The sequence below is a fragment of the Streptomyces sp. NPDC057253 genome, assembly GCF_042669125.1.
Taxonomy (GTDB): domain Bacteria; phylum Actinomycetota; class Actinomycetes; order Streptomycetales; family Streptomycetaceae; genus Streptomyces.
In genome coordinates, this window is the sequence record NZ_JBHUXV010000101.1 from 1 (window position 1) to 22,051 (window position 22,051).

Sequence of the window (22,051 nt, forward strand, 5' to 3'; positions counted from 1 at the left end):
CGTCCAGGGTGAGTCCGGCCGGAAACACTGGGCGCGATATGCCGTTGACAACCCATAATTTGGCAACGGCCAGCGACCGCGCGGACACGAGGAGCAAGTGTTCGAGTGAACGAAGTGGCGAAGTGCTCCGGGGGAGGCGCCATGACACCGGAAGAGGAATTCGCCGAGGCGCTGCGCATGCGCAGAAAGGCCGCCGGGCTCTCGCTCGGCGAGCTGTCACGGCTCGTCAACTACAGCAAGAGCTACCTCAGCCGGGTGGAGAACGGCACCCGGATGCCGGGCCCCGCGCTGGCCCGGGAGTGCGACACCGTCCTGCACGCGGAGGGCGAGCTGCTGGGGCTGTTGCCGGACCGGCCGGTGCGGCCTGTGCGGCCTGCGCGAACCGCGTCTTCCGAGCGCCCGGAGCGGCAGGAGCGGCAGGCGCGGCAAGGACAGCCCGGGCAGCCCGGGCCGCGGCGGAGGCGCAGGCGGGTGGGTGCCGCCGTCCCGGTCGACGCCCCCGGCACCGAGTTCGACCAGCTGATCCGGCGCGGTGACGCCCGTCATCTCCTCGGCGACATGTACGAGGCCGGCCGGCTCTACCTCGCCGCGTACCGGGCCGCCGAGGGCGACGACCTGGCCCGGGCCCACGCCGTCGTGCGCTGCGCCCGCCGCTGGTCGGACCCGGGCCAGGTCGACCGGGAACTCCTCGCACGGATCGACGAGTGCCTGAAGACGCTGGCCGGCCGCGAGGACCTCCCGGCGGTGGAGCTGCGGCTGCGCCTGACCGCGCACCGCGCCAAGAAGCTCACCATGGGCGTCGGCGACGACACCGCGGTTCCCGGCGCCGAACCCGGTACCAGCGTCGACCGGGCCCGGGGAGTCCTGCGCGAGTTACGGGACCGGCTCCCGGGCATCGGCGCCGAGACCCACTGCGAGGTCCTCACCGAATGCCGCTGGGCCCTCTACGACTTCGCGCCCGCCGCCGAACTCCTCGCCCTGTCGGCCGAGTTACGGGACGTCGCCGTCCGCTCCCGTTCGGTGTACTTCATCGGTGAGGCCCTCGTCGCCCTGGCCATCGACCAGTTGCGGGTGGGCCGGGTGACCGCCGCCGACGCGACCGTACGACGCCATCGCGAGCACGCCGCACACCGGCACAGCACCCTCGCGCACTGGCAACAGGGCACGCTGGACGCCCTGATGAACCTGTGGCAGGGCGAGTTCGCCGCCGCCGAGGAGTGGATCCTCGGCGAGTCCAGCGCGATCGCCGAGACCATGGAGAGGGAGCAGTCGGTACCCGCCGACACCCTCAGCCAGACCTGCCTCGGCCAGGCCTACTGGCTCCGGCACGAACAGGGCCGGATGGCCGAGCTGTTCGGCTCCCCGCTCATGGCCGGCGTCCGGCGCCGCGACTACTTCCCGGTCTGGCGGGCGGGGTTGGCGCTCGCCCTGTGCGAGACCGGCCGCCACGACCAGGCGGCCGACCAGGTCCTGGCCTTCGCCGCGGACACCGACGGCTTCACCAGGTTCCCGCCGAGCGGCTGGGCGCTGCCGACGGCCGCCGTACTCGCCCAGACGTTCGCGGAGTTGGCCGTACGGGACGTACGCGTCGGGGAGTTGCTGCCGTACGTCCCACCGCTGCGCGCCCTCCTGGACGCGCACCCCGGCGAGCTGGTCCTCGCCGGCTGGCCGACCGTCCTGCTCGGCCCCGCCGCCCGCTTCAGCGGACTGCTGGCGCTGGTGGCGGGCGAGCCGGACACCGCGCTCGGGCATCTGCGCCGGGCCGTGCGGCTGGCCCAGCACTCGCCGGCGCAGATGACGCGGCTGCGGCTGGACGAGGCGCGGGCGAGGCGGCGTTCGCGCTCCGCGGCGGTACGGGCCGGTGCGGAGGACTTCGCCCGGACCGCGCTGGGCACGGCGGAGGAGTTGGGCATGGCGGAGGTGGCTCGGGATTGTCGGGAGTTCCTGGGGGTGCCTGGGGGTGGGCCGTGACGTGCCGCCTCGCGGACAGGTCCGTGATCTGTCACGTCTCCGACGGCCCGTGACGTGTCACATCTCCAACAGGACCGTGAACGGGCCGTCGTTGGTCAGGGACACCCGCATCCGCGCGCCGAAGCGGCCGGTGGCGACCGTGGCGCCCAGCGCGCGCAGCTGGGCGACGACCTCCTCGACCAGCGGCTCGGCGACATCGCCGGGGGCGGCCGCGTTCCAGGTGGGGCGGCGGCCCTTGCGGGCGTCGCCGTACAGCGTGAACTGGCTGATCACCAGCAGCGGGGCGTCGATGTCGCTGCACGACTTCTCGTCGTGCAGCATGCGCACCGACCAGAGTTTGCGGGCCAGTTGGGCCGCCTTCTCCTTGGTGTCCTCGTGCGTGACCCCGACGAGGACGCACAGTCCCTCGCCGCTGATCTCCCCGACCGTCTCGCCGTCGACGACGACGCTCGCGCCGTCCACCCTCTGCACCACCGCTCGCATACGACCATCATGCCGGGCCTGCTCGAAGGGACTGCGTCCGGGTTTGTTTTTGATCCTTAACCCCCCATCTGGGGCCGTTCGGGGGCACTCGGTCACATAGCGGCCACTTGGGGTGGCACGATGCTTCCACACGCCGGTCGAGGGGACGGTAGAGGCGCATGAGCACACCGAGTACCGGGCGGCTGGACAGTCTGCGGCCGCCCACGCAACGTACGGACAGCCCCGTGCTGCCCCCGGAGCCGCCCGAGCACGACCTCGCCCGGCTGAGCCTGCCCGCGCTGCGCACGCTGCGCCGGGACGCCCAGCGGGACGAGGCGGACCTCAGTTACGTCCGACGGCTGCTCCAGGGCCGTATCGACATCCTCCGCGCGGAACTGACCCGCCGGTCGCCGGCGGGCCGGGACGCGCTCGCCGAGCGGCTCCCGGAGGCCTCGGTGGTCGAGCGGCTCCCGGAGATCCTCACCGACGCCCCGGCCCGCCACCGCTCCTCGGCCCGCCATGTCACGCTGGGCACCCCGCACAGCGAGGAGTACCGCCTGCTGGCCGCCGAGATGCTCGCCGAGGTCGAACTCTCGGACCTGGGCGCCCGCACCGACCTGGAGCTGAACACGGCGATGGGCCGGCTGGTGCGGTACGAGCAGCAGGTGTCCGTCCGCAGGCAACGGCTCCAGCGGACGACGGACGAGTGCAGCGGGGAGATCGCGCGGCGGTACCGGGAGGGGGAGGCGCAGGTGGAGGATCTGCTGACGTAGCGGAGTGGGTCGGCGGGGCGGTGAGTCGTCAGGTCGGCGGGTCGGTGATCCCCGGGTGCGGAAATCTGCGCGACACCCCCCTGCCCGGCCGCCTACCGTGGCCCGCATGAGCGACCGAGCCGACCGAGCCGACACATCCGCCATAGACGTCCGTACGATCACCGAGGCCGAGCATCCCGAGTGGTTGCGGGCCGTGCGGGCCGGGTTCCTGCGGGAGCCCGTCGTGCCGGCGACGGAGCTGGAGGCGCGGCGGGCGCAGTTCGAGCCGGGTCGGTTCATCGGGGCCTTCGAGGGGGACCGGTGCGTGGCGACCTTCCGGTCCTTCGCGCAGGAGGTGACGGCGGTCGGCGGCGCGTTCGTCCCCGCCGACGCGATCACCGCGGTCACCGTGACCGCCACCCACCGCCGCCGCGGCCTGCTGACCCGCATGATGACCCAGGACCTCGCCGCCGCGAAGGACCGCGGAGACGTCGTGGCCACGCTGATCGCCGCCGAGTACGGCATCTACGGCCGCTACGGCTTCGGCCCCGCCACCTCGGGCACCGTGTGGACGGTCGACGTCACCCGCGCCGGGCTCGACCCCCGGGGCCCGGAGCTGGACGGCGCCCGTATCGACCTGGTCGACCCCGACGTCGTACGCAAGCTTGGTCCCGAACTGCACGACCGGGTCCGCCGGGCCACTCCGGGCGCGATCAGCCGCGGCGACTGGTGGTGGCAGCTGCACACGGGCGCCGTGCGCACCGAGCCGACCTGGACCGAGCCCTTCTACGCGCTGTACCGGGCGGCGGACGGCACGGTCGAGGGGCTGATGGCGTACGAGGTCGACGACAAGTGGGCCGACACCATGCAGCCGTCGAACACGGCGACCGTGCGGAGTCTGATCGCCTCGACCCCGGCCGCCGAGCGCGCCCTGTGGCACTACCTGTGCTCGATCGACTGGGTCATGCAGGTCAAGAGCGACTGGCGGGCCCCCGACGACCTGCTCCCACACCTGCTGCCGAACCCTCCCGCGGCCATGATCAGCATGCAGGCGGACTGGATGTGGGTGCGGATCCTGGATGTCGTACGGGCCCTGGAGGCGCGGACGTACGAGGGTGCGGGCGCGCTGGTGCTGGAGGTCGTGGACGGCTCCGGGACGGCCGGCGGCCGCTACCTGCTGGAGGCCTCGCCCGACGGCGCTTCCTGTACGGCGACCACGCGCAGCGCCGATCTCACGCTGGACGTGCGGGACTTGGCGACGCTGTGGCTCGGGGACGAGTCGGTGGCGCGGCTGACGGCGCTGGGGCGGGTCCGGGAAGAACGAGCGGGCGCCGGCCGGGGGGCCGACGCCCTGCTGCGTACGCCCAGGCGCCCTTGGTGCCTGGACATGTTCTGAGGTCTCCTGTCCGTCGACGACCGCTGACTGTTCATCCGTAGCTGTGCTCTTCAGTTGTGGCTGTACTGGTGAGGCTCTTCAGTTGTCGGTGTTCAGTTGTGGCTGTGCAGACCGACCGGGCTCCCGGCTCCCCTCCGGAAGGGAGCCCGATCAGCCGGATCCTGGGCCCGTGGGACGGGCGTCATCCGGACGGGGTCGTCTGGATGTGGTCATCCGGACCGGGTCATCCTGATTGGGCGAGCAGCATCACGAGGATGACCGCTCCGATGCCGCCGATCGCGACGTTCTTGGCCTTGACGCCGACGGTCAGCGCGACGAACGCCACGATGCCCATCGCGCCCCACTTCCACTGAACGAGCGCCTCGAAGCCGACGGCGAGGGCGGCGATGGCGACGGCGATGAACGGCATGACGGTCCCCCTTCGGGACGGTCCCCCTCGGGACGGTGGCCCCTGTCGACCGCCGACTTGGCCAACCTTGTGAAGTTTTGACCATGTTTCTCAAGGTTGCTCAAGTTGGCGACCAACTTCACTGTACTTATCTCCGCTTGGAAGCGGCTCATAACCACCTTTCATTGAACTGCCTAAAGATGGCGGGAAGTTGTAGGGTTTGGCCGTGGACCCGAAACACGCCTCCGTCAATGGACGGAAGAGGTCACAGCGGCCACAGAAGTCCCATCACGAGGTGGCCGACGAGCTCCGCGCCCGGATCCGGTCCGGCACGCTGCGGGCAGGTCAGCGCATGCCCACACAGGCGCGGCTGGCCGACGAGTTCGGGGTGGAGCGCGGGGTCGTACGCCAGGCGCTGTACGTCCTGCAGGCGGAGCACCTGCTCACCAACGTGTCCAAGGGAAGCCCGGCGACCGTCGCCCCCGACCTGGGCGCGGGCCGGGCGTTCAACGGCCTCGGAGCCGTCCCGCAGCCCACCACCGTCGCCCTCGGCCCCCGCATCGCCGCCGCCTTCGCGGCCCCGCACGTCGAGATAGACGCTCTGTGCCTGACCTCGGTCTCCCTCAACCTCGCCATCGGCGAGGGACTGCGCCAGATCCACGCCGGACGACTGAATCCGGCCAAGGTCGACGTGCGGGTCCTGCTGCCGGGCCGGGATATCGACCTCGCCTTCCCGGTGCCGGTGGAGGGCCGCGGCGAGGACGACCCGGTCCATGAGCGCTGGCTGGCCCAGCGCAACGCACAGGGGCAGGTCCTCAAGCACAACCTGCTGGCCCTGCGCACCACGCACGGCATCGACGTACGGGTCTCCTTCCGCGCCCTGCCGTTCACCCCGCCCGTCAAGCTCTACCTGCTGAACGGCACGGAGGCGCTCTTCGCGTACTACACACTGACCCGCAGCAAGCAGCAGATCGACCAGGAGCATCTGGAGCTGTACGACTCCGAGGGCACGCAGTCGATGCTGTTCCCTTTCGAGCAGGGCGCCGGCCTGCGGGACACGACCTTCGTGGAGCAGTCCCACCTGTGGTTCAACGCACTGTGGGAGACGATCAGTTCGGAGCTTGCGCTCACGAGCTGACGTCTCCCACAGGGGCTTACGGGCGCGCTGTTCCCTCACAGGGCCGGTCCCGCGACCAGCAGGGCGAGCACGACCGCCCCGGTCGAACTGATCGCGGGGTTCTTGGCCTTGAGACCGATGGTGAGCAGCAGCATCCCGATGATGCCGCTGGCGCCGTACTTCCACTGCAGGGTCTGCTCGACGCCGACGACGAAGACGGCGGAGAGGAGGGCAAGGGCCGGCATGGTGGTTCCCCCTTCGGGCTTCGGGGCGGGCGAGGCGGGTGAGGAGGCAAACGTTCCGCCAACTCAACCAAGTTGGCAACCAACTCTGACTATGTTGTCCCCACTTGGTTATGGTTGATAAACAACTTCGGAACAACTCCCCATAGATGGATTGGAGTTGTAACGTTTGGTCGTGACCCAGGAGAACGTGGCAGTGAACGGCAGCAGAAAGCTCTCGCCCCAGGAAATCGCTGACACCCTGCGAGAACGCATCCGCGTGGGCGACCTCAAGGCCGGCGACCGCCTCCCCACCCAGGCCGAACTCGCGGAGGAGTTCGGAGTGGAACGGGGAACGGTCCGCCAGGCGCTGCGCGCGCTCCAGGAGGACGGGTTGCTCAGCAATGTGAGCAAGGGGAGCCCGCCGCGGATCGCGGAGCGGACACCCGCGCTGTCGGGGGAGCCTCAGCCGACGATGGTGGCCCTGGCCCCCCGCCTCACGGAGGCGTTCGCCGCCCCGCACGTCCGCATCGACGCCGCGTGCCTGACCGCGGAGTCCCTGATGGTGGCCCTGAGCGAACCGGTCCGCCTCATCCACGAGGGCCGGATCCACCCCGAGTCCATCGAGGTCCGCATCCTGCTCCCGTCCCGCGACATCAACCTGGCTTTCCCGGTCCCGGTCGAGGCCCCCGACGACGACAACCCGGTCCACCAGCGCTGGCTGGAGATGCGCAACGCCCAGGGCCACGTCCTGCGCCACAACCTCCGCGCCCTGCGCCATTCCCACGGCATCGACGTCCAGGTCACGTTCCGAGCACTGCCGTTCACGCCACCGGTGAAGCTGTATCTGCTGAACGAGTCGGAGGCGTTGATCGCGTACTACATGGTGTCGCGCCGGGAGGAGCCGACCGACGCGGGAGTCCTGGACATGTACGACGTCCTGGGCACGGAGTCGCTGCTGTTCTCCTTCGAGAGCGGCGCCGGTGAACGGGACGCGTCGTTCGTCGACCAGTCGCAGAAGTGGTTCAACGCCCTCTGGGAAACCATCACGACTGACCTGACACTCTCTTAGTGACTCCTGATACGACGCACACTGGACCGGTGGCAGCAGAGAAAGCACAACTCTCATCACTGGTCGCCTCCGCCCGATACGTGCTCTGGGACCTTGACGGACCGATCTGCCGGCTGTTCGCTGGGTATCCGGCGCATGAGATCGCCGGTGAACTCGTCAACAAGATAGATCTGTTGGGCATGGGTGCCCTGCTCACCGAGCAGGAACGATCCAGCAATGACCCCCAGGAAGCCTTGCGTGGCGTTCATGAGCGTCACCGGGGAAGCGATCTGGTCCTTGAGCTGGAGGAGTGGCTCACCCGGCGTGAACTGGCGGCCGTTCCCAAAGCAAGGCCCACGCCGTACGCCGACCCTGTGATCAGGACGTGGTCGTCCCTCGGGGTCAGGTTCGCGATCACCACCAACAACGCTGCCGCTGCGGCAGAGGCTTACATCGGGACCCGTCGGCTGAAGGACTGCTTCCCGTACGTCTACGGCCGCACATCGAACCTCGACCAGATGAAGCCGAACCCGTACTGCCTGGAAGAGGCGATCAAGGCCATGGGGGCGGTTCCGGCGGCCACGCTGATGATCGGCGACGCGGCGACCGACCTCGAGGCCGCGCGCCAGGCGGGAGTTGAGTTCCTGGGCTACGCGCGTAATGAGGACAAGGAGAGGACGCTGAGGGAGGCGGGCGCTGAGGTGGTGGTGCGCTCGCTGGACGAGGTGCTCGTCGTCCTGCGCAAGCGGCCCTGAGGTCGGTACGGTCGCGGAGTGAGTGATGAGCGTGGCAAGGGAGTTGCCATCCTGGCGACGCTGCGGTCCCGTATCGCCGAGGGCGACTACCGGCCGGGGCACAACCTGCCCCCGCAGCGTGCTCTCGCCGAGGAGTTCGGCGTCTCGCGCGACACGATCCAGCGTGTCCTGGAGGAGTTGAAGACCGAGGGCTGGATCGAGTCCCGCCAGGGCAGTGGATCGAGGGTTCGAGCGACGCCTCCGATCCATGTAGCGACGCAGCCGAAGGTGCCACCGGGCCGCATCGCGCTCGGCCCCTTCGTCGCCCGCGCCTTCGCCCAACCGGTCGTGGAACTGGACGTCTTCACCTTCACGTCGGAGAGCCTCGACACCCACATGCGCGTTCAGGCAGAGGCGATCCGCAACGCGCAGGTTCCTGCCCCGGAACGCATCGCGCTGCGGATACTGCTGCCGTCCGACGAGATCGAGTTGCCGTATCCACGAGCCAGGGTGCCCAAGGACGTTTCCGCGACCGCCGATGTGCGGCAGCGGGACCAGCTCCTTCAGGCCCGGATCCGCGAAATCATCCGGCGCCACACTTCCTCGCTGCGTAACGCCCTGCGCAACCTCAAGACGGACGGGCTGGTGCGCGAGGTGGACGTGAAGGTCCTGGAGGTGCCGCTCGCCCCGACCCACAAGCTGTATCTGCGGCGTGGTGTGGAAGGGCTCCTGGGCCCGTACAAGATCGTGGAGCGCACGATCCTGATGGACGACGACACCGAGATCGATGCCTGGGACGTCCTGGGACTCGGCTCGACGCTGATACGGCTCGTGCATGACGAGGGCGATCCCAGTGCCGTCGGCTCCGTGTTCATGCAGAGCTGGCAGGAGTGGTTCGACTCCTGCTGGCACCGTTACGAATCGTCGTGACATCCCCGCCCTCTTTCAGCCCAGTGGACTGGTTGTCGTAAATTGGTTGTCCCCGGCCGAACAGATCGCTAATCGGCCAGGTACTTGTTTGCTGCCTGACGGTCGGCGGTAGGGTCCACTTGTGGGTACCGGTAGTGCAGTGGATGAAGGCGGCCGGAAGTTCCAGGAGTTGAAGAGCGCCCTGCTCGCGGAGATCACCGAGGGCGAGTACGACGAGGGAACCCTGCTGCCGTCGCAGCGCGAGCTCGCGACGCGGTATGACGTGTCCCGCGACACGGTTCAGCGCGTGCTCGTCGTCCTGGCCGACGAGGGCTGGATCGAGTCACGCCAGGGCCGGGGATCGGTCGTGCTGCGTACGCAGACCGTCGGGTCGAGCGCCCGCGAGAACGCTGCCGTACGGCGCGTGACGCTGGGCCCGCTCATCGCCGCTGCGTTCAGGGCGAAGGACGTCTCGCTCGACGTGTTCACCCTCACGTCAGAGGTCCTCTACACCCATGTACGGGTGCAGGAGGAACTCATCCGGGCCCGCGAGATCAGGCCGGGGAAGATCACCATTCGCATGCTGGTGCCGGACGACGACCTGCCCATGCCCTTCCCTTACGCCCCGGGTTCCCCGGACGATGACAGGCCGCAACAGCATCTTCGGGACATCAGGAAGTACCACACGGACAACCTCGTCCGCCGCCTCGGCGAGCTTGCCAGGGACACTCCCGGACTGACCGCTACGGTCGAGATCCGCCGAGTCCCTCTCGTGCCGTACTCGAAGCTGTACATCTTCAATGATGCCGAAGTGGTGACAGGGCCCTACGTGCCGTCCGAGCGGCCCATAACCCTCGACGACGGAACCACTCTGGACGTCGTCGACGTCATGGGCTTCGACTCCACGCTGACGCACTGCGCCAAGGATGCCGACCCGGACTCCCAGGACTCGCTGATCGTGAGTAGTTGGCGGAACTGGTTCGACAAGACGTGGCAGCTGCTCGCGACGTAACGGAGCGGGCACGGGGACGTTAAAAACTTCGGCACGTCCCAGACATGTCCGACAGGTCTCCTTCCAATGGGTGCAACAGGGCCATGCGAAGGGGCGCGCCCCGCTATCGTGTGCATCAATTTTCTTGGATGCGCATCCTTTTCGATGTTTAGAACTAGCGTTTCAGGAGCACGGGTGGCGATCGGGGCTTGGCCTGACCGCGGGGGCGAAGTCCGGGATGCCGTGGTTTCGGCGTTTCGCCGGAATGGATTCGGTACCGATATCTACGCGGGAGCGTCCGCGCACGCCGGTCCAGGGATCGATGTGCTGGCCAGCACCTGTCCGCCCGAAAAGCCTGTCGACGCCGTGGTCGTCGACGCACTGACCCGGTTCCTCACGCGTCTGACCCTCGTGCGCAAGGACGCACTGCCCCCGCTGCCGGCCGAATGGCCCCGCAATGAGAGGGACAGCCGGGCCTATCTGGGCACGCTCGTACGGCAGGCGAAACAGCGCATGCTCGCCCCCAACTGGACCGAGATTGGTGGGCTGTTCGCTGTGCTCGGCGTGCCCGGTGATGCGCTGGTCCGGTTCGCCGAGCAGGTTCCCGCCATGTCCCGCCGTCCTTACGGCCTGTTGCTGACGAACCTCACCCGGGACAACGCGATCGTCCTGGAGGGACCCAAGCTCTCGATGGACGCCCTCGACTGGGCCTCGGCCTCCTACGGAGACCCGCTGCACGGTCTCGCCGCCCATGTGGTGCGGATGCGTTACCCCAAGGACCAAGAGGATGAGGTCGTCGACGCGTGGGTGCGCGGTATGCGGCGTACGAGGCCACTGGCTGTCAGTGGTCTCACCCGGGACCTTACGCACTACATCGGTTTCGAACGCATCCACGCCGCATACGACGACGTGATCCGCGCGGCGAAGTCTCTTGGCGACTCGATCGAAGGCGACCGGCTGACGGGGGCGGCCGTCGAGATCCATTCGGCGCTGGATCACGCCGCCGACCTGCTCGGCATGTCCGAGGTCCCGACCGAGAAGGAGATCGCGGACGCCCTGTTCCGTTGGCAGGCGGCGCGTATCGCGCGGAAGGCCGCCAAGTTGCCGGACACCTTGTTCCGGTGGCGGCGCGACGATCGTGTCCCTGAGCGGGCCGACTTCCCGCCGGACCTAGTGCGCCGCGCGCTCGCGGTGGAGGGGATCGGCCCGGCCGACCTGGTCTTCCGCGGTACGGCCCACCTCAACACCGTCGTCCGAGTGGAGGGTTATCCGGACCCCATCGTGGTCCGTCGTGAAACCGCGGCCGCTCCGCGCCGTGAACAGGGGCTTCTCCCGGAACACGCCGTGCTTCAGGTCATCGAGCGGTCCAAGGCGCCGATTCGGGCGCCGCGCATCCTGGCGCTGGGTTACGACGACTGTGGACGCCACTTCGCGATCCACACCTACGAGGGCCCCGAGGGCCGGCCTCCCCAGCATCCCGTGGACGGACTGCTGCCGGCCGAGGCGGACGAACTCGTCGACGAACTCGCCGCGCTCGCGCGGGTGGACCATTCGTCCCTGCCGTTCGAGGAGCCTGAGCACGGCTTCTACCACTGGCTGACCGCACGGCTCGCCGCCTTCGTGGACGAACTCCCCGCCGAGACCCTGCGGGCCGCCGAACAGCGAGGGCTGCCGAACGGTGACGTCCTTCGATGGGCCCTCGGCCGCTACGAATTGACCGGCCGTACTCCAGTCCTGCTGCACGGCGACCTCAATCCCTGGAACCTTGTGCGGGCTGGACGCCGGGGCGGGCTGACGATCATCGACTGGGAGATGGGGATGATCGGCGACCCTCTCTACGATCTCGTGCGTCACCTGCATCTCACGCCCACCCGGACGGAGATGCGGATGCGCATGTTCGACCGTTGGAGCAGGAAGCTTCCTTCGGAGTGCGTGGCGGGGTGGGAGGAAGACTGGCGGGTCTACCGCTGGATCGAGCAGATCCGCTCGGCCTACGTCGATCTCGACCGGATGACTACGGGCGCAGCACTGGACACCCCGAACGTACGCCGGGCCGTCGACGCGTACGAGATGACCCTCTCCGCAGCTACGGGATCTCTGGGCCTGCGTCGGCGCGCGGTACCCAAGGCACCGTCCTCCCTCAAGGCGTCCTGACCTCAGTCCGTCCGCACAGCAATGCGTAGGCTCCCCCCATGACCCACCCCGGCCTCCGCGAACGCAAGAAGCGGCAGACGTACGAGACCGTCTCCGAGATCGCCATCCGGCTGTTCCTGGAGAAGGGGTTCGACGCCGTCTCCGTCGCTGAGATCGCCGCCGCTGCCGGGATCTCCAAGCCCACCCTCTTCCGGTATTTCCCGGCCAAGGAGGACCTCGTCCTGCATCGGATCGCCGATCACGAGGACGAGGCCGCGCGGGTCGTGGTGGAGTCGGGGGAGGCGCCTCTTGTCGCCCTGCGCCGGCACTTCCTCGACGGGCTGGAGCGGGCGGACCCCGTCACCGGGCTCAGTGATCACCCGCAGGTGCTCGCCTTTCATCGGCTTCTCTACGGCACCCCCTCCCTCGTCGCCCGGGCTCACGGGCATCTGGAGCGGCAGGAGGCCGCGCTCGCCGAGGTGCTCGGTGGGGATCTGGACGCTCGGCTCGCCGCGGGGCAGATCGTCGCCGTGCGGCGGGTGCTCGCTCTGGAGAACTGGCGGCGGATCGCCGAGGGGGAGCCGATCGAGGAGGTCCGCGTGGACGCCGTGGCCGCGGCCGAGCGGGCGTTCGAGATGCTGGCGGGTGCGCTGCCCTGGCTGGCCGAAGAGAAATGAAGCCGGGTGCTGGCCCAGCAAGATGGAGCTGGGTGCTGGCCCAAGCAAGATGAAGTCGGGTGCCGGTCGAAGCAAAATGAAGCCGGGTTAAAAAGTTAACTCGGTTGTGTTTTTTCGCGTACGCTCGCCCCCATGACCTCAGCCGACCCCGCCCTGAAAGAGTCCCTGTACCGCGAGCGCGTCCACCACGACCGCTGCCGCGCCGCCCTCGCCGCCATGGTCGACGGCGCCCAGGAGCAGGTCGTCGTCGGTGAGGACGTCTCCGCCTCCGGGGCCGACGCCGAGGTCCTCGGGTACCGGCTGCGCAGTCAGGCCAAGGAGATGCGGGAGCTCCCCGAAGGGCCCCTGTTCTTCGGCAGGTTGGACTTCGACCGCGGTGACCACAGCGGGCAGAGCTACCACCTCGGGCGGCTGCGGATCACCGAGCATCCCGCCGCCCCGCCGCTCGTCGTCGACTGGCGGGCCCCCGTCGCCCGCGCCTTCTACCAGGCGAGCGTCCAGGATCCGCAGGGCGTCGCCGTGCGGCGGCGGTTCGGGTGGGCCGCGGGGAGTGCGGGGGACTCCGCCGACCTCACCGGGCTGGAGGACGAGCACCTGGGCGAGGGGGAGTCGGGGCCCAGCGCCATCGTCACCCGCGAGATCGAGCGGCCCCGCGTCGGACCCATGCGGGACATCGCCGCGACCATCCAGCCCGAGCAGGACGATCTCGTACGAGGCGACCTCGCCGTCTCCGTGTGCGTCCAGGGCGCCCCCGGGACCGGCAAGACCGCCGTCGGGCTGCACCGGGCCGCCTATCTGCTCTACACCCACCCACAGCGGATGCGGCGCGGCGGCCTTCTCGTCCTCGGCCCCAACCGGACCTTCCTCTCCTACATCTCCCAGGTCCTGCCCGCGCTCGGCGAGACCGGGGTACGGCAGTCCACGCTCCAGGACGAGATCGCCCGCCATCCGGTCACGGGCACCGATCCCCGCCCGACCGCCGTCCTCAAGCACGATCCCCGGATGGCGGAGGTGCTGCGCCGGGCGCTGTACGCGCGCGTGTCGACCACACCGGTCAACTCCCTTGAGATCAAGGACGGTTCGTATCACTGGAGAGTCGGCGCCGGTGAACTCGCGCGGATCGTGGCGGACGTACGGGAGGAGGCGCCGCCGTACGGCATCGGGCGGGAGCGGGTGCGCGGGCGGGTGGTGCGCGGTGTGCAGGTGCAGGCCGAGCGGCGGGCCGGGCCGCAGAGCGGGGCCTGGGTGCAGCGAGTGTCGCGGTCCCGGGCGGTCGGGGCATTCCTCGATGTCGTATGGCCGAAGGTGCGGCCCGAGGAACTGCTGGCCGAACTCCTCACGGACCGGCGTGCGTTGGCGGCCGCGGCCGATGGGTTGTTCGACGACGGTGAGCAGGGGGCGCTGATGTGGGGCGCACCGCCGCGGTCGTGGAAGTCGGCGCGCTGGTCGGCCGCCGATCTGGTGCTGCTCGACGAGGTCGCCGGGCTCGTGGAGCATCCCGAGGGGTACGGCCATCTCGTCGTCGACGAGGCCCAGGATCTGTCTCCGATGGAGTGCCGGGCCATCGCGCGCCGGGCTCGTTTCGGATCGTTGACCGTCCTCGGCGATCTGGCGCAGGGCACCACGCCGTGGGCGGCCCGCTCCTGGCACACCGTCCTCGCCCATCTCGGCAAGCCGGACGCGGCCGTCGTACCGCTGACCCTCGGCTTCCGTGTGCCGCGGGCCGTCGTAGGGCTCGCCAACCGGCTCCTGGAGCGGCTGGACGTGGATGTGCCGGCCGGGCGATCGCTGCGCCAGGACGGGGAGTTGCGGATGCGCCGGGTGGCGGGCGCGGGCGCGTTGGCGGGGGAGGTTGTGGCGGCCGTACGGGACGCGCTCGCGCACGACGGGTCCGTGGGGGTCGTCGCGGCCGACGAGCACGTGGACGTCGTACGGCTGGCCCTCAACGCGGCCGGGATCCCCGCCGCCGGGCCGGACGAACTCGGGGCGCGGGTGAGCGTCGTACCGGCCGCTGTGGTCAAGGGACTTGAGTACGACCATGTGGTGGCCGTCGAGCCCGCGGCGATCGCGGAGGCGGAGGAGCGCGGGCTGCACCGGCTGTATGTCGTGCTGACCCGGGCGGTGTCGCGGCTGGAGGTGGTGCACGGGCGGCCGCTGCCGTTCTGAGTCCGTTGCCGTCCCAAGAGGGCGGCGGCCGCCCGCACCGACGGGTCAGGCGGCCGTTCCAGGGGCGCGGCCACCGCTCCGACGCGTCAGGCGCCGCTGTCGAGGAGCGGGAGCAACTGCTCCTCCTCGTACGTCAGATGAGCCTCCAGCTCGGTGGTCAGGCGGTCGACCTCGGTGCGGATGGAAGCGGGGTCCGGGTCCGGTTCGGTGAGTGCCTTGCGCAACTCCGCCACCAGGGACGCGATGTGCTCGTGCTCCGCGCGCAGCCGGTCGAGGGCGGGCGCCGCCTCGGGGTGGCGGTCGGCCAGGAAGGGGAACATGCCCAGGTCCTCGCCGGTGTGGTGGTGGTGCAGGCCCTGGCAGAACGTCAGGCAGTTCACGCGGAGTTGGGCACCGAGCGTGGAGCCTCCGGTGGTCATCTCGCGGCGGATCAGGGCGAGTTCGCGGCGGAAGACGTCGTGGACGAGCCTGATGGCCTCGCCCGGGGAGTCCGCGTTGATGTTCGGTGGTCCCGGGCGGGCGATCTCGTGCAGGGCGACCACGGGGAGGAGCCGGTCGGTCTTCTCCTGGTAGGTCGCCCAGCCGCGGTCCGCCTCCACGGCCCGCGCGAAGGCCCGGTCCCGCTCCTCGCCGGTCAGGACGACGGCCCGCGCCTCGTAGGTGAACACCCCGCTCTCCACGGTGACATGCGGGTCGGCCTGAAGGTTTCGGTACCAGTCGGGGTGGCGGGGCGAGCCGCCCGCCGAGGCGATCACGAGGATGCGGTCGCCGCCGTCGGGGAGGTAGCCGAGGGGGGTGGTGTGCGGGGTTCCGGTGCGGGCGCCGGTGGTGGTGAGCAGGATCAGACGGCCGCCCTCGAAGGGGCCGCCGACCTGGCCGTGGTGCGCGCGGAACTCGTCGATGATCCGCCGGTTGAAGTCGTGGAAAGGGTGGGTCGGGTGGGGCACTCTGTCTGCTTTCTCTGGTCTCCGGTCGTTTCCTGTCATTCCTGGACGACTCAGAGAAAGCGGCGGGCCCCTGGCCCTCCCCGGCCTCACTCAGAGGCCGGGCACCCAATTCGCTCACGGCACATGGCCGACCCGGCAGTCATGTGCCGCACGGTAACGTCCGGCGCATGATCGAGACCACCGAGTTTGCGGACATTCCCACGACCACACTGGCCGATCTGCTCGGTCGTGACCAGGTCATGGACATCGGGATCAGGCCCTTGTGGGGGCCGGTGCCGAGGATCGCCGGGGCGGCCTTCACCGTACGGTGCCCTCCTGGCGACAACCTGATGCTGCACGCGGCGATCCACCGGGCGCCGGCCGGCTCGGTGATCGTGGTGGAGTCCGGCGACCTCGACTACGCGCTGGCCGGCGGGAACGTCTGCGCGGTGGCCCAGCGCCGGGGGATCGCCGGGTTCGTGGCCGACGGGCTGATCCGCGACCTGGCCGAGGTGCGGGAGGCCGGCTTCCCGGTGTTCGCGCGGGGCGTCATCCCGATCCCGGGCACGAAGAAGGCCGTACTGCCGCTGGGTGGGCCGGTGCGGTGTGGTGGGGTGCGGGTCGAGGCGGGGGACGTGGTGGTCGCCGACGAGGAGGGCGTCGTGGCCGTGCCCGCCGCGCGCCGGACCGAGACCCTGACCGCCGCCCGCGCCAAGCTGACGAAGGAGGCGGCGGAGACGCCGGCCCAGTGGGAGACGGCGCATCGGGCGCGCATCGAGGAACTCCTCGCGGCGGGCGGGTTCGAGGACTGAGCGCGGTGTTGCTGTTCTTGGACGTGGACGGGACGTTGCTGCCGTTCGGGGCGGCGGGGCCGTATCCGGTGTACGCACCGGCCTTCCCGCTCCCCGCGGCCGCCGCCGAACACCCCTTGCTGTCCCGTGTCGACCCGGCGCTCGGCGCGCGCCTTGCGTCGCTCGGGTGCGAGTTGGTGTGGGCCACGACCTGGATGGACGATGCGAACACCTGCCTCGCGCCCTGGCTCGGACTGCCTCAACTGCCGCTGGTGGACTGGCCGGACGCGGACGACGAGGGCCGGAGCGGGCTGCACTGGAAGACCCGGCCCCTTGTCTCCTGGGCGGCCGGCCGGCCCTTCGTCTGGGTCGACGACGAGATCACCGAGGCCGATCGGGTGTGGGTGGCGGGGCATCATCCCGGGCGGGCTCTTCTGCGCCGAGTGGATGCACAACGGGGGCTGACCGACAGGGACTTCGCCGTCTTGGAGGAGTGGATCGGGCGGTGACGGCCGAGGGATAGCGGGTGGTCCGGTGTGACAGCCGAGGGATAGCGGGTGGTCCGGTGTGACGGCCGGGGGATAGCGGGTGGTCCGGGGTGGTGGTCGGGGGCCGTCGGGTGGTCCGGGGGGATGGTCAGGGGACATCGGGTGGTCCGGGGGGATGGGCAGGAGACATCGGGTGGTCCCGCGTGATGGTCGGCTGATATCGGCTGGCCCGCCCGGTGCTCTCGGCCTACCGTCGCCCCCATGGCTGACGAAGGGTTCACCGATCCGCGGCTGGCCGCTGTCTACGATCCGCTCGATCCCGATCGCCGGGATCTCGACGCGTACGTCGGGATGGTGGCGGAGTTCGGGGCTCGGCGGGTGCTGGATGTCGGTTGTGGGACGGGGGTGTTCGCGTTGCTGCTGGCCGAGCGGGAGGTCGAGGTCGTCGGGGTCGATCCGGCGTCGGCTTCGCTGGACGTGGCACGGGGGAAGCCCGGTACGGAGCGGGTGCGCTGGATCCACGGGGACGCGACCGGACTGCCCCCGCTGCGCGTCGACCTGGTGACCATGACGGCCAACGTGGCGCAGCAGATCGTAGAAGCGGATGCCTGGCGAGGGACCCTGCGGGGCGCGCATGCGGCACTACGGTCCGGTGGGCGGCTGGTGTTCGAGACGCGGGACCCGGCGCGGCGGGCCTGGGAGGAGTGGAACCGGGAGGCGTCGTACGCCGTGACGGACGTGGCCGGTGTCGGGACGGTGGAGAGCTGGGTCGATGTCACGGGCGTGGAGGGGCAGTTGGTGTCCTTCCGGTGGACCTATGTGTTCGCCGCGGACGGGCGGACGCTGACCTCGGATTCGACCCTGCGCTTCCGGGAGCGGGCGGAGATCGAGGCGGACCTGGTCGCGCAGGGGTTCGTGGTGCAGGACGTACGGGACGCGCCGGACCGGCCGGGCAAGGAGTTCGTGTTCGTGGCGGGGCGGGAACCTGGCAGCAGGTAGGCGGGGAGCACGGAGGTGAGCCGCGGGAGGGTCTGCCAGGCACCCGGGATTCCTCAGCGTTGGAGGCTTGGCGGTAGGGCGACCCACCGGTGCGGGGTGCGGAGGTCGACCGCGTCTCGGCCGGCGGTGATGTTCAGGCCCGCGGCGGCGCAGCAGTAGGCGAGGACGTCGGCGCCGTAGGGGAACGCGTGCTTGCGCTGCCAGAAACGGAACGTCCAGTACGCCTCCGGGTCCGAGTCGTGCGGCCCTGTGTGGATCTCGCCGCCCGCGACGATCTCGCCGTCACGGGCGAGGGCGCCGAACGTCCCGCCCTTGGGGTTGAAGTACACCCCGTAGGCCGAGGTGCCCGCCGATATCGCGCGCAGCACCGCGTCGTCGCTGGGCATGTACCCGTCCTGGGCGATGACGCAGCCGCCCGGGGCGCCGGCCACGCCGCTGACGCCCACGTAGCGCAGGGACTCGTCGTAGTCCATCGGGTCGAAGGGCGCGTGGTCGCGGTCGGCGCGCGGGCAATGGGCGGGGTCGGCGCCGAGCCGTCGTATCAACTCGTCCTCGTCCAGGCCCTGTACGAAGCAGACGCCAAGCCCTTCGGTCCACAGCGGCTCGGTGCCGAATGCGGCGATCAGGGCGTCCGCGGCCTCCTGGGCGGCGACCTCCTGCGGAGGCAGCTCGACCGCGCCGGGCAGGTCCCGGACGAGCGGCGCGAGCGGGGTGGTCAGCAGCAGTCGGCCCGGTGACCAGGGTGGCGCCTGCGGTGTCCATACGTCCGCCCCGGCGTCGATCAGCGCGCGCACCGTGTCCTCGTCCATGCTGTGGACGGCGTACCAGAGGGGGGTGTGGTCGTCGTGGTCGCGTATGTCGACGTCCGTGACGTGGGGGAGGAGCGCGCTCACCGCTTCCGCCGAGCCCTGTTCCGCGGTGAGGTGGAGCGGGGCGGTGCCTTGCCATCCGACGGTGGCCTCGGGTGGGGCGCCGCCCGCCAGCCGGGCTCGGATCAGGGCCGGGTCACCCCAGTCGCGGTAGCCGATTCCCTTCCAGTCGGCCTGGGGCACATAGCGCAGGCGGGCCTCCTCCTCGCGCTGCCGGGCCTCGCGTTGGCGTCTGTTGAGGGGTGGTGCCAGGAGCGCCGGGGGCCCGCTCACCTCCATGGTCGTGAACGTGGTCAGCGCGTCTTCCCGATCCGGGGGTTCGAGGTCGGGCCAGACCTCGTGGGCCTTTCGGGACGCGGCGAGGAGCGCGGCCGTGTCGACGGGGGTACGGGTCTCGGGTACGCCTTCGTCCGGCCACTCGACCACCAACTGCGTGTCCCCCGGGGGTGGGAGCTCCGGCAGATACAGGTCCACGTCGGTCTTGAAGAGCGACCTGCGGGAGTGATGCAGGCCCGGATCCAACGGGATCAGCCCTACGGCCTGCTCGGTCGCCGCCTGCCTGGGCAGGCCGTCGGGGCCGGTGTACTCGATCCCCCGCATCACGGTGCCGTCCAGCGAGGTCACCCGGCGTCCGTCGGAGAACAGCAGCCCCACGCGGAGTCCGGACTGGCGCCTTGGGCCCCCGCTCTGCCTGCGGACCCTGCGGAACACCGACAGATGCAGGGTGACCGACCGGGGCCACACGGACCACCCCGTCACCACCACCCGCGTCTCCGCCCCCACCCCGACCACGTCGAGCTGCGGCACCAGCGCGGGCGCGAACCGGTCGACGGGCGGCACATACCGCCCTTCGTCCTCCCCGGCCGGCCCTAACCACGCCATCACGCCCCGCTCGCCGGCCGGCTCCTCAGCGAGAACCAGATCATCGAAGAAACCCATACGCAGAGCGTTGCACGGGCCACTGACAGTGCGGGTGGTGCGAGGTCGGTGGTGGGGCGATCGGGGGCGGGGGAGGGAGGCTGGATGCCGCCCAGGCTCTCCGGGGCTCCCCGGCTCCGAAGGGGCCCTGGGGGGAACCCCGAGCGTCTCCGGGAAGGTCGAGCAGCCGCCCGTACGGTGCGTTGCGATGGAGGACCGCCGTTCTCGCGAGCCGCGCGAAGACTCCCCATGTACGTCAGGGACGAGCGGATGCCCGGCGGACGAGCGCGGTGCGATCGGGCGCGAGAAGGTGTGGCAGCAGGGCTTCCAGGGCTGCGGCGAAGGCTCGGACGCGAAGTTCGGCCAGCCTGGCGCCGTCCGCGTGGCTGGGCAGGTGATTGACGGCTCCGAGGCCGCACTCGGCATAGAGCTGGGCAATGTCCGCGTGGGCCTTGGGGCTGGAGTCTCCCAGGACACGGACGTCTGCGACGACTTCAGACTCTTTCTTCCAGCAGGAGTAGTAGATGGTGATCCGCAGGCCGTGACCGGCATAGAGGAAACCACCATCGACGTCGTCGGGTCCGGCAAATCGCTCCTCCGCCAGGAACCCGAAAATCTCCCGCCCGAGTCGGCGGACCGCTTCCTCCGGCGTCTCCCGTCGGCCCATCCGGCAATCGTCCGGCGGACCGGCCGCCACCGCCAGACCCAGAGCCCTCCGCTCCCCCCGACCCCCACGTGGCGTGGCGCACTTTTGCAAGCGGGTGCTTGCAATAGTTAGCGGGGGTGGGGCAAGGTAGACGCATGGCATCGCTCAACGTCGGCAATCTAGGTGAGTATCTGCGTGAACAGCGGCGCACCGCGCAGCTGTCGCTCAGGCAGCTCGCCGATGCCGCCGGGGTGTCGAATCCGTATCTGAGCCAGATCGAGCGCGGGCTGCGCAAGCCGAGCGCGGAGGTGTTGCAGCAGGTCGCCAAGGCCCTGCGGATCTCCGCCGAGACGCTGTACGTGCGAGCCGGCATCCTCGACGCCGAGCGGGACCGGGACGACGTGGAGACACGTGCGGTCATCCTCGCCGATCCCACGCTCAACGAGCGGCAGAAGCAGGTGCTGCTCCAGATCTACGAGTCCTTCCGCAAGGAGAACGGCTTCGAGATCGCCCCGGCGGACGCGGCCCCCGCGCAGAGCGACGGGCAGAGCGACAGTGCGGTCGATGCCCAGGAACACGCCCCGACGACCGACGGCAGCGACGCCGACCCGCACCAGACGGCCAGTTGAGTCAGGACACGGCTCGACAGCACGCCGCCAGGCACGCGGGACCCAAAACCCTCAGCAGAAAGCGACCCGGGAGGACCATCACCATGGCCATCACCGACGACATCCGCAAGGCCGTAAAGGACCCGACCCCGCTCTACTTCCTCGCCGGCGCCGGTGACCTGGCCTTCCAGGAGGCCAAGAAGGTGCCCGGCCTGGTGGAGCAGCTCCGCGCCGAGGCCCCGGCCCGGATCGAGGCCGTGCGCGGCACCGACCCGAAGGCGGTCCAGGAGAAGGCCCAGGCCCGTGCCAAGGAGGCCGGCGCCAAGGTCAAGGAGACCCAGGAGACCCTCCAGGCCAAGGTCGGCGAGTTCTTCACCAGCCTGGACGGGGACATCAAGAAGCTCGGCTCCACCCTCGACGCCGACCTCAAGAAGCTCGGTGAGTCCGCCCAGGACTTCGCCCTGCGCGGCGTGGGCGTGGCCGCCGAGTACGCCGTCAAGGCCCGTGAGACCTACGAGAAGGTCGCCGAGCACGGCGAGCAGGCCGTGAAGACCTGGCGCGGCGAGGCCGCCGAGGAGATCGAGGAACTGGCCATCGCGGTCGAGCCCAAGGCCGAGCCGGGCGAGATCAAGGTCGAGACCCCGGCCGCGAAGCCCGCCCCCGCCACGGCCGCCGCCCCCGCGCCGGCCCCCGCCAAGAAGACGGCCCCCGCCGCCAAGAAGACCACGCCGCGCAAGTCCACGGCGACGAAGAAGACCCCGCCCGCCAAGTAAGCACCAAGTACTTCAGGGCCACGGGCCGGGCACTTACCGAGTGCCCGGCCCGTTCTTCGGGTAGC

General features: G+C 70.2%; 22 protein-coding genes. 16 read left to right on the plus strand and 6 right to left on the minus strand.

The features are described from left to right. Window positions 1-141: 141 nt before the first annotated feature. The gene (locus tag ACFULQ_RS37020; protein WP_383552658.1) at window positions 142-1,971 is read left to right on the plus strand and encodes a helix-turn-helix domain-containing protein; all 1,830 of its coding nucleotides are present in this window, start codon (window positions 142-144) and stop codon (window positions 1,969-1,971) included. A gap of 57 nt (window positions 1,972-2,028) precedes the next feature. Here the strand turns inward: ACFULQ_RS37020 and dtd are convergent, their stop codons facing one another. Further along, a complete protein-coding gene (gene dtd, locus ACFULQ_RS37025) occupies window positions 2,029-2,454 on the minus strand; it encodes a D-aminoacyl-tRNA deacylase (protein WP_007382986.1) in 426 nt (141 codons plus the stop codon). Window positions 2,455-2,612: 158 nt separating this feature from the next. On the opposite strand from dtd, the gene ACFULQ_RS37030 reads away from it, so the two are divergent. Continuing rightward, window positions 2,613-3,206: an aerial mycelium formation protein gene (locus tag ACFULQ_RS37030; RefSeq protein WP_383552660.1), complete on the plus strand. Its 594-nt coding sequence runs from the start codon at window positions 2,613-2,615 to the stop codon at window positions 3,204-3,206. A 106-nt stretch (window positions 3,207-3,312) separates the two neighbouring features. Beyond that, window positions 3,313-4,581, plus strand: a complete 1,269-nt coding sequence (locus tag ACFULQ_RS37035) for a GNAT family N-acetyltransferase (RefSeq protein WP_383552663.1) — start codon at window positions 3,313-3,315, stop codon at window positions 4,579-4,581. A gap of 223 nt (window positions 4,582-4,804) precedes the next feature. Here the strand turns inward: ACFULQ_RS37035 and ACFULQ_RS37040 are convergent, their stop codons facing one another. Further along, window positions 4,805-4,990: a hypothetical protein gene (locus ACFULQ_RS37040; RefSeq protein WP_123761644.1), complete on the minus strand. Its 186-nt coding sequence runs from the start codon at window positions 4,988-4,990 to the stop codon at window positions 4,805-4,807. Window positions 4,991-5,189: 199 nt separating this feature from the next. On the opposite strand from ACFULQ_RS37040, the gene ACFULQ_RS37045 reads away from it, so the two are divergent. After that, window positions 5,190-6,107 (plus strand): winged helix-turn-helix domain-containing protein, encoded by a 918-nt coding sequence (locus ACFULQ_RS37045; protein ID WP_383552665.1) that lies wholly within the window; start codon window positions 5,190-5,192, stop codon window positions 6,105-6,107. A gap of 35 nt (window positions 6,108-6,142) precedes the next feature. On the opposite strand, the gene ACFULQ_RS37050 is transcribed toward ACFULQ_RS37045, so the two are convergent. Beyond that, window positions 6,143-6,331: a hypothetical protein gene (locus tag ACFULQ_RS37050; RefSeq protein WP_037710989.1), complete on the minus strand. Its 189-nt coding sequence runs from the start codon at window positions 6,329-6,331 to the stop codon at window positions 6,143-6,145. A 166-nt stretch (window positions 6,332-6,497) separates the two neighbouring features. Here ACFULQ_RS37050 and ACFULQ_RS37055 point away from each other — a divergent pair, with 166 nt between their 5' ends. The 7 genes from ACFULQ_RS37055 (at window position 6,498) to ACFULQ_RS37085 (ending at window position 14,968) form a co-directional block, all read left to right on the plus strand. Then, window positions 6,498-7,379 carry a winged helix-turn-helix domain-containing protein gene (locus ACFULQ_RS37055; RefSeq protein ID WP_383552667.1) on the plus strand — a complete coding sequence of 294 codons (882 nt, stop codon included), beginning with the start codon at window positions 6,498-6,500 and terminating at the stop codon, window positions 7,377-7,379. A gap of 29 nt (window positions 7,380-7,408) precedes the next feature. Continuing rightward, a complete protein-coding gene (locus tag ACFULQ_RS37060) occupies window positions 7,409-8,113 on the plus strand; it encodes an HAD family hydrolase (RefSeq protein WP_383552669.1) in 705 nt (234 codons plus the stop codon). 18 nt (window positions 8,114-8,131) lie between these two features. Further along, complete coding sequence (locus ACFULQ_RS37065) at window positions 8,132-9,022, plus strand: GntR family transcriptional regulator (RefSeq protein WP_383552672.1); 891 nt, start codon at window positions 8,132-8,134, stop codon at window positions 9,020-9,022. A 139-nt stretch (window positions 9,023-9,161) separates the two neighbouring features. Beyond that, on the plus strand, window positions 9,162-10,013 hold the full coding sequence (locus ACFULQ_RS37070) for a winged helix-turn-helix domain-containing protein (protein WP_383552675.1): 852 nt from the start codon (window positions 9,162-9,164) through the stop codon (window positions 10,011-10,013). Window positions 10,014-10,358: 345 nt separating this feature from the next. After that, window positions 10,359-12,146 (plus strand): phosphotransferase family protein, encoded by a 1,788-nt coding sequence (locus ACFULQ_RS37075; RefSeq protein ID WP_383552678.1) that lies wholly within the window; start codon window positions 10,359-10,361, stop codon window positions 12,144-12,146. A gap of 38 nt (window positions 12,147-12,184) precedes the next feature. Further along, window positions 12,185-12,802, plus strand: coding sequence for a TetR family transcriptional regulator (locus ACFULQ_RS37080; RefSeq protein WP_383552681.1), 618 nt, complete (start codon window positions 12,185-12,187; stop codon window positions 12,800-12,802). A 132-nt stretch (window positions 12,803-12,934) separates the two neighbouring features. Next, window positions 12,935-14,968, plus strand: coding sequence for a HelD family protein (locus ACFULQ_RS37085; protein ID WP_383552683.1), 2,034 nt, complete (start codon window positions 12,935-12,937; stop codon window positions 14,966-14,968). Between the two features lie 86 nt (window positions 14,969-15,054). Here the strand turns inward: ACFULQ_RS37085 and ACFULQ_RS37090 are convergent, their stop codons facing one another. Next, the gene (locus tag ACFULQ_RS37090; protein WP_383552686.1) at window positions 15,055-15,915 is read right to left on the minus strand and encodes a nitroreductase/quinone reductase family protein; all 861 of its coding nucleotides are present in this window, start codon (window positions 15,913-15,915) and stop codon (window positions 15,055-15,057) included. A 167-nt stretch (window positions 15,916-16,082) separates the two neighbouring features. Between ACFULQ_RS37090 and ACFULQ_RS37095 the strand changes: the two genes are divergently transcribed. From ACFULQ_RS37095 to ACFULQ_RS37105, 3 genes are all read left to right on the plus strand, one after another. Next, entirely contained in the window at window positions 16,083-16,706 is a 624-nt protein-coding gene (locus tag ACFULQ_RS37095) for an RraA family protein (protein WP_383552688.1), read from the plus strand. A 5-nt stretch (window positions 16,707-16,711) separates the two neighbouring features. Next, window positions 16,712-17,194, plus strand: a complete 483-nt coding sequence (locus tag ACFULQ_RS37100) for an HAD domain-containing protein (RefSeq protein ID WP_383552690.1) — start codon at window positions 16,712-16,714, stop codon at window positions 17,192-17,194. Between the two features lie 240 nt (window positions 17,195-17,434). Next, window positions 17,435-18,172 carry a class I SAM-dependent methyltransferase gene (locus ACFULQ_RS37105; protein WP_383552693.1) on the plus strand — a complete coding sequence of 246 codons (738 nt, stop codon included), beginning with the start codon at window positions 17,435-17,437 and terminating at the stop codon, window positions 18,170-18,172. 53 nt (window positions 18,173-18,225) lie between these two features. Here the strand turns inward: ACFULQ_RS37105 and ACFULQ_RS37110 are convergent, their stop codons facing one another. Beyond that, window positions 18,226-19,980, minus strand: coding sequence for an ankyrin repeat domain-containing protein (locus ACFULQ_RS37110; protein ID WP_383552696.1), 1,755 nt, complete (start codon window positions 19,978-19,980; stop codon window positions 18,226-18,228). Between the two features lie 235 nt (window positions 19,981-20,215). Further along, window positions 20,216-20,626, minus strand: coding sequence for a hypothetical protein (locus tag ACFULQ_RS37115; protein ID WP_383552699.1), 411 nt, complete (start codon window positions 20,624-20,626; stop codon window positions 20,216-20,218). A 134-nt stretch (window positions 20,627-20,760) separates the two neighbouring features. Here ACFULQ_RS37115 and ACFULQ_RS37120 point away from each other — a divergent pair, with 134 nt between their 5' ends. Together ACFULQ_RS37120 and ACFULQ_RS37125 are read left to right on the plus strand one after the other, a co-directional pair. Then, window positions 20,761-21,234 carry a helix-turn-helix domain-containing protein gene (locus tag ACFULQ_RS37120; protein WP_383552702.1) on the plus strand — a complete coding sequence of 158 codons (474 nt, stop codon included), beginning with the start codon at window positions 20,761-20,763 and terminating at the stop codon, window positions 21,232-21,234. Between the two features lie 83 nt (window positions 21,235-21,317). After that, window positions 21,318-21,986 (plus strand): hypothetical protein, encoded by a 669-nt coding sequence (locus tag ACFULQ_RS37125; RefSeq protein ID WP_383552704.1) that lies wholly within the window; start codon window positions 21,318-21,320, stop codon window positions 21,984-21,986. Window positions 21,987-22,051 lie beyond the last annotated feature (65 nt).